Raw genomic sequence first — 7,429 nt, 5'->3', positions numbered from 1 at the left:
GCTTGCAATTTTCATTCGGTTCCGTTACGCTATCGTTAGACCTGCCGAAGTTGAGTGAGAATCACCTGCCGAAGAAAGGTGAGAATTAGGTGCCGAAGTTGTGCAAATATGCAGGCTGCTCGATGAGGAAACGTTCCTGTAGGAAGTCCAGTGGTCGCTTCTCCTCTAGGCGCAGATTTTGCAATGTGATACAGGAGATCGGATCTCCTGTCCCGTTGTTAGCGGTGATTGAGGCTACACAAATTGGCACATATGAAAGGGTGACACACTCCTCTTAAATGGGGTTATTAAGAGAGGGTCTGTCATCTCACCCACTCAACGCCCGACACTTCTAGGCCGGTTTGCACGTTTGCATGGTGTTTCCTCGGTTATTCAGATTTGAGCGATGCCATATCGATCGAGAAACGGTATTTCACATCGGATTTGAGTAAGCGATCGTAAGCTTCGTTGATCTTCTGAATCGGAATGACTTCAACATCCGCAGTAATATTGTGTTCTCCACAGAAGTCGAGCATTTCCTGGGTTTCAGCAATCCCACCAATGTTCGAGCCAGAGAGATTACGACGACCCATAATCAGACTGAATGCTGCAACCTCTAGAGGCTTTGGAGGAGCGCCAACTAGGGTAATGTTGCCATCGCGACTGAGCAGATTGAGATAGGCATTGATGTCGTGAACGGCGGCGACGGTATCAAGGATGAAATCAAAGCTACCCGCATGTTTCTGCATCTCATCTGAGTTGCGGGAAACGACCACTTCATCCGCACCGAGACGGATCGCGTCTTCTTTCTTGTCGGGTGAAGTGGTAAAGACCACAACGTGCGCTCCGAGTGCATGAGCAAGCTTTACGCCCATGTGACCCAATCCGCCAAGACCCACCACACCCACTTTCTTGCCTTGCGTTACGCCGTGATAGCGTAGCGGCGAGTAAGTGGTGATGCCAGCGCAGAGAAGGGGCGCGACTCCTGCAAGGTCGAGATTTGGAGGAACGCGCAGCACAAAGCGCTGATCGACGACGACACTATCGGAGTAGCCGCCATAGGTCACGTTGCCAAGATGTTTATCTGGGGAGTTGTAGGTGAGCGTTACATTTGGACAGAACTGCTCAAAGCCCTCTTTGCACTGGGGGCAGGTTCCGTCCGAGTCCACCATGCAACCAACTCCCACCAGATCGCCAGACTTGAACTTTGTCACTGCTGAGCCGACTTGAGTGACCCGACCGACGATTTCATGTCCAGGAACAACTGGATAGACCGTAGACATGAAGTCACTCCACTCGTCCCGGACTGTGTGCAGGTCAGAATGGCAAATGCCGCAGAAGAGAATTTCGATTTGGACATCGGTTTCGGTCAGATCGCGCCGCTTGATCGTATCGGAAGCGAGCGGTGAGGTTGCACTAGCAGCCGAGTAAGCTTTCGCGTTGTACATCGTTGTATGCTCCTATTAGTTTGCTTTTGCCGTTGGGGACGGTTCGTTCCTATACGCCACTGCGCTTGATGTCCGTTCTTTTCACGCTTTCACTGACAGCCCGGTGGGTTGCCATCCCAAGCGTAGAGATTGAGCGCTAATCCTTGCTCTATCAGTAGGGGGAGGAATTTATTAAGAAACAAGGGCAAAGAGTCTTTTGCATGAGTGCTTAGGGCAGGAAAGAAGTCCTGCTGGGTCACGATCGTTATCACTCCGATCCAATGCACTAATCGTCCTGTTTGTATAAATCGAGGGCAGATTTCACCGTTTCAATAAAGATCGGCAGCAGGGGATTGCTGGTGGTACGATGCCACACGAATTGGCAAGTTACGAAGGCAGAAAATAATAAGCCCCGAAAATTAGGCTTTCTAGCAACCGGAAATCATCGTTAGGCGTAATGGTGAGCCACGAAAGTAGGTCGCTTGAAACTTTCTTTTTCTGTAACTTGCCAAGTCGTGTACTATCCGTTTACACCAAGTCTCTAGAGTCGCCTCTGAGGGGCAATAGAGGGAACTCTTGCAAAAAGATAATACCTAGGCACTCAGCTTTAGAAAGACGCTCTAGGGAATTCTCAGGGAGCTAGAGCGTCTCTAGCTAAGCTCTGTTCTGTGCGAGCGTCTATAACCATACCAAGCACAACCTGCACCCAGAATAAACGATGTAAATCACAATTTTGAGCAGTAATTATCACTAAAAAGGAGGGAACTATAGTAACTACGTAGTGTCTTTCAGCGTAGTTAATTCTTGGGATGTTTCTAAACAAGTCAAACACTCCTGAAATTATTCACCTTATTGCTGAGGAAAAGAATTATGGCAACTTGGAAACAATTTACAGCGGTATTATTAGGAGCCGCCATTTTGAGCAGCTTGTGCATTACTGCTGCTGAGGCAAAACCTAGCAAGGGCAAAAAAGGTGAACAATCGAATATAGTGCAGCCCACTACGTCTTCTACCCAAACCACCACAATTTCTTCTTTTTCTTCCGAACAACGAACCCAGTTGACAGCGCTGCTGAGTGGCAGAGTGGTACGCAATGATGTTCTGAATGTCAGCACTCGCAATCTGGTCGCCAGCCAAATTTCTTCCCTGCCCCCTGGAATTCAAAAGCGGTTAGCTCGTGGGAAAGGCTTGCCCCCTGGCATTGCTAAAAAAGTGATTTTGCCCAGAACGGTTAACACATACCTCAATATTCCGGCTCAGTATGAGTTGATTGTCATTGGATCTAATGTTGTCCTCTGCGATTCTGCGACAAAGATCGTAGTCGATTTGATCTCCCAATTCATTTAGGGGTTGGCTCCCTGGATAAGCTATCCAAACTGATGGCTCTCTAAATGATTACCCGTGAACAACAAAGCCAGATTGCTCTTTCCAGCAATCTGGCCTGATTGTTTTAGAGGATGCCTGAAAAGACTATCAAGCCAAACGCCAACGCCATGGCATCAATCGAATGTTTTTGGTTTGCAAGAACAAGCCCAACCACTAGAGATCGCCCTCTGACGTATCCTGACGTTTATCACTTTTCCTAACATTGCAATCTGGGCAGAGTAACCGCAAGTTCTTCACGTTGATCGCTAATTCTGGAAATTTGGAGATAGGGTCAATGTGATCAATGTGAGAACCTTTTATTTCAATCCTGATTTTGCACTCATCGCAGCAACCCTGTTGACGCTTGTGTTGTTTCTCTTTCCACAGTTTTCCGTCTTCCGTTGCTTTCCAACGCTCAAACTTGGCACGAGGTGAGTAATACTGCCTGATTTCTTGTGCATCTTTCTCAAAATCCTTGACTTGCTGATCCAGCTTATTTTTGAGCAACATCAAACCACGCGCCAAATCTGAGAAGTCGGGAAATGGAGGAGGATTGCTCATGTTGTCTCACGCTTTGCACGAGATGTTGCTTTGATTTCAGCGTCTACTTTGAGAGCAGCTAATGAAGAATTGGTCTTTGAAATTGTAGACATAAGCTCTCGTGCCAATCGGCTGAGTTCAGGATCAGTCGAAGTGCCGAAGGCGACGGGGACAACATTCCCGATCAAATCTAAGAGGATATCTAAAGCAGGTTTGAGAGTTTCACGAGTAGCAGGCTTAATTCTTGATCGTTGCAGATACTCACGCAGTGAACCTATAACTTCAGTTACGGCATAGAAATAAGTAGAACCTTTCTGACTAGAGGGTTTCAATGCCTTCGTAATAGCAGCCGCAAGGTAGAGAGATAAACCGAGTCCGCGAAGCTGTTTTCGCGTTATGGTCTTAATTTCTGAAGAAGATTTTGACATCGTGAGTCTGGCAGGAGAATAGGTTTATCCAGCTTTTGACGAATCGTTCTCGTCTTGTAGATAGTCGTTATATGAGATGAGCAAGGCATCAATCCAAGCATCTCTTAATCCAAATCTCTGAGCGAATTTGTAAATACGGCTGATGATTCCAACGAATTGACTGCGTTGAAGCTTCAGATTTTCCTCATACTGCTCAATTTTTGCAGCGTGGGCAGTCTTTATTCTCTCGATTTCATTCGTCTTTTTGGTAACTTGCGCTTTTTGAGCAGCTTGCTTACGTTGGCGATCGTAGAGTACCTCACCTGCATAATCAGCTAAAGCCAACGCGAGGGTAAATTCGTCGTCGTCTGCAACTAAATTGAGATTAACCCCGATCAATTCATAAGCTCTTTTTGCATCTTCTTGTGTCCAGCCAAGCTTTACTGCAAAATCAATCGCTCGTTTTTTAGAAACCATGGGATACTGCCAATTTTAGAGCCAGTTTCTATTCACACATCCAGTCAAAATAATATGACTTCAAGATGCCCAAACTCATCAAATTGAAACAAGAAATTATCTACTTCTAGGTCGATCAAATGAACTATTTTATATAGTCTTTATATTGGAGCGTATTCACTTATTGATTAACCTCATGTGAGCAGAGAAAAGATGCCTAGACAAAAGTAATATGTCCAAACATCTTACGGCTATCTCAACGCCCATGCACATCGACCGTTGAGAGTTGATCGGCATGCTACAAAGGTGATCTGCGGTGGGTGATGGGCAACGTTATATTGATCTATATTATTGATTCATTGTTCCAGCACGCTAGTCGAAACTACCCACTTTAGTGGGAGACTTTAGTTGCTACACACCTCCCGATGGCTGCAAAAGGGAAGCATGATAGGTTTGAGAGAAAAACCATCATGAGCGACCAGCGCCGAGGCAGCCATACCGTGACCCGATTAACCGCACATCTGGTTTGGGTAACCAAGTATCGATATCCGGTGCTGAAAGGAGAGATCCAGAAGCGGTGTCGAGAACTGATTATCTAGATTTGCGATGCAGAGGACGTAAAGATCCTCAAGGGGGTGGTGAGTAAGGATCATGTGCATATGCACATCGAGTATTCACCCTCAAAATCTATAAGTGACCTCGTGAGGCGGATCAAGGGACGCACGTCGCGATTGCTCCAGCAAGAATATCCAGAGTTGGAGAAGCGGTATTGGGGCAAGCACTTCTGGGCAATCGGGTATGGAGCCTGGAGCACTGGAAATCTCACGGAGGAGCTAGTGCAAGAGTATCTAGAACATCATCGAAACCCATCGAATCAGGACAACGACAATTTCTTGCTGGAATGAGTTAACTTGGGCTTTCAGCCCTGAAGGAACCTATGTACTTTCAGTGCATAGTGGTTTAGTTCAACAAGCGCGATCGCTCGCATAGGTGAAGAAGTGTCGATTTGCCCTCTGATATAATCAAGCCTTCCAAATTATTGGTAGAGGTGTTGTGATGTCTCTTGAGCTCATTCCGCTGCATGAAGATCATGTTCCTGAACTTGCCCGAATCTGCCACGAGGCATTTTCAACCTTGCAAGATCGTCATGCTGTCCAGCGTGATATACCCGATCTCGACACTGGGATGTTGATCATCTCCCACATTGCCTCCCGCTCTGACTATACCGGAGTTGTCGCCACACTAGACGGTAAAGTGGTTGGGTCTAATTTCTTGTTGCACAGCGATTCTGTCGCGGGTATTGGCCCTATTACAGTCGATCCAGGTGTTCAGTCTCGTAGGATCGGTCGGGCGCTGATGCAGTGGGTCATAGACGAAACCCAGCGACGCGGCATTCGCCAAACTCGTCTATTTCAAGAAGCAGTCAACACCGCCTCTTTGTCCCTTTACACAGCTTTGGGTTTTGATTGGCGTGCCTCGGCAGCAGTGATGCAAGCTCAACCCAGCAGCGCAGATGATTCGACAATTCGCCCGCTGACAACCGATGATCTAGACAGTATCAAATCTCTTAGCCTAAATGCTTATGCTTTCTCTCGGGCTAGTGATGCGGCTCAACTCTTAACAGCCCCGTTTCCAGGCTTTTTGCGTGAGCGAGAGGGGCGCCCAGTTGGGTATCTCATTGCTAGCCTCTTTGGACATGCAGGAGCTGAAACCGACGATGATTTGTTAGCCTTAATTGCCCACGCTGCCCGTCACGTCCCACCGCCCCTCGCAGTCTTTATCTGTCCTTTGAACCGCCCCCATCTGTTCCGCCGCGCTTTGGCAAATGGTCACCGCACGATCAAGGTAGCCTCCTATATGTCATTTGGAGAATTTACCGAACCTTCTGGTGCCTATCTACCCTCAATCCAGTGCTGATATTTAAACCACCGATGCAATCGCCCACCTACATCCCTGTTAGCCTCTCCTCCGGGATACCTTCTGGAAGTAGAGTGGCGAGTACTTCATCACTTAAAGAACTCATCACAGCGAGGCGATCAGCTTAGCGTTCGACGCTTTTCTCAAATAAATTGCGGAGGCGGGCATTGCCAAACGTACGCTTCTTAACCTTTACTCAAAGCTATAGGAGAGCGAGGGAAATTAGCCCGAAGTGGTTCCGTCTAATTAATAGTTAGCTGTCAAAGAGGATGTCGATGACCTCTCCATCTCTACCCACACGACAGATTGATACAGCACGATTGCGAATTCGCAGATTCACTCGCGGAGATATTGAGTTGTTCATCAACTTTATGACGGATTGCGAGTCCACGGCATTTCTTCCCTTTGCACAGGAGCAGAAGACCAGACAGGGAGCCAAGCAGCTTGTTGAGTCTACCATCGAGTCATACAGCTCTGCACATCCCATGCTTGCCTTTGCAGTCGAAGAAAAAATGACCAGACAGTTTGTGGGGTTCTGTGGCTTAAATCCGCACGACGAAGAGACGATAGAAATAATGTACGCAGTGATGCCGAGCGCGAGACAGCAAGGGTATGCGACGGAGATCGCAACTGCACTGGCTCGTTACTCCCTTGAGGAACTTGGCTATCGTCGAGTGATCGCTTTGATTGTGCCAGCTAATAAGTATTCAAAGATCGTCGCTACGCGGGTGGGGTTCAAAGACAACGGCTTAGGCAGGAATGTAAACTTTGCAGAGAAAGTGCATCAGTTCATACTCGAACAGGAGTAAGCTAGCACAGCAGTGGAGCGGATGTGAAGATCCTTTGCGCTTCGTTCCAATGTTGTTTGTCGCCGCTCACTTTAGCCGTTTTCATTGATTTTTCCAAATCTTAGTTAACTGCCGCAGCCCATTGTGACTGCAACCATAAGTTGTCCAGAACTGTAATCATAAGTTGTTCAAACTAACGTCTAAAACCCTAATCTTTGCGTAAATCGATTCAAGAATTTCTGCGGGCTCTGAAATCATAAGTTGTCCAAAAGTATATTTTGGCAAGGATAAACTGTCCAAAAGTATAGAGCGTTAAAATTCGAGCCTTTGGTAAGCGTCAGTTCACGAGCAACCCTGGGAAATACAGAGTTCTTCTAATGAAACGTGAGTCTCCGTGAGAAAGTTCTGTTGCAAAAATCTTCCTTAATTACCTAAGTAACCTGAGTTCGGGATAAGGAATGGGACAAGAAAGGGGCAAACTCGATAGGCTGAAATTGCTAAAAATCCCGCCCAATTTGCCCTCATGTCTAGTCTAGAAGAACTCTTTTGC

General features: G+C 47.0%; 7 protein-coding genes and 1 pseudogene. 4 read left to right on the top strand and 4 right to left on the bottom strand.

What is annotated here, in order from left to right; translation table 11 throughout:
* Nucleotides 1-368: 368 nt before the first annotated feature.
* On the bottom strand, nt 369-1,427 hold the full coding sequence (locus NC980_RS25950) for an NAD(P)-dependent alcohol dehydrogenase (protein ID WP_190377399.1): 1,059 nt from the start codon (nt 1,425-1,427) through the stop codon (nt 369-371).
* Between the two features lie 849 nt (nt 1,428-2,276).
* Between NC980_RS25950 and NC980_RS25945 the strand changes: the two genes are divergently transcribed.
* On the top strand, nt 2,277-2,753 hold the full coding sequence (locus NC980_RS25945; RefSeq protein ID WP_190377397.1) for an anti-virulence regulator CigR family protein: 477 nt from the start codon (nt 2,277-2,279) through the stop codon (nt 2,751-2,753).
* Nucleotides 2,754-2,945: 192 nt separating this feature from the next.
* On the opposite strand, the gene NC980_RS25940 is transcribed toward NC980_RS25945, so the two are convergent.
* Genes NC980_RS25940 through NC980_RS25930 form a run of 3 tightly spaced genes read right to left on the bottom strand, consistent with a single transcriptional unit; the run spans nt 2,946 to nt 4,195 of the window.
* Nucleotides 2,946-3,332, bottom strand: coding sequence for an HNH endonuclease signature motif containing protein (locus tag NC980_RS25940; protein ID WP_190377396.1), 387 nt, complete (start codon nt 3,330-3,332; stop codon nt 2,946-2,948).
* Entirely contained in the window at nt 3,329-3,739 is a 411-nt protein-coding gene (locus NC980_RS25935) for a hypothetical protein (protein ID WP_190377395.1), read from the bottom strand. The genes NC980_RS25940 and NC980_RS25935 overlap by 4 nt, the downstream gene beginning before the upstream one ends.
* Before the next feature lie 24 nt (nt 3,740-3,763).
* Entirely contained in the window at nt 3,764-4,195 is a 432-nt protein-coding gene (locus tag NC980_RS25930) for a hypothetical protein (protein ID WP_190377394.1), read from the bottom strand.
* Between the two features lie 449 nt (nt 4,196-4,644).
* Here NC980_RS25930 and tnpA point away from each other — a divergent pair.
* The 3 genes and pseudogenes from tnpA to NC980_RS25915 all read left to right on the top strand — a co-directional run bounded on the left by tnpA (nt 4,645) and on the right by NC980_RS25915 (nt 6,900).
* A pseudogene (tnpA, locus tag NC980_RS25925) lies at nt 4,645-5,079 on the top strand (IS200/IS605 family transposase).
* A 151-nt stretch (nt 5,080-5,230) separates the two neighbouring features.
* Nucleotides 5,231-6,091 carry a GNAT family N-acetyltransferase gene (locus NC980_RS25920; RefSeq protein ID WP_190377393.1) on the top strand — a complete coding sequence of 287 codons (861 nt, stop codon included), beginning with the start codon at nt 5,231-5,233 and terminating at the stop codon, nt 6,089-6,091.
* 275 nt (nt 6,092-6,366) lie between these two features.
* Nucleotides 6,367-6,900 (top strand): GNAT family N-acetyltransferase, encoded by a 534-nt coding sequence (locus tag NC980_RS25915; protein WP_190377392.1) that lies wholly within the window; start codon nt 6,367-6,369, stop codon nt 6,898-6,900.
* The last annotated feature ends 529 nt before the right edge of the window (nt 6,901-7,429 follow it).

The sequence above is a fragment of the Leptolyngbya sp. AS-A5 genome, from assembly GCF_039962495.1.
In the GTDB taxonomy this organism is placed as follows: Bacteria; Cyanobacteriota; Cyanobacteriia; order Leptolyngbyales; family Leptolyngbyaceae; genus Leptolyngbya.
This window is presented reverse-complemented; position numbering and strand designations above follow the sequence as displayed.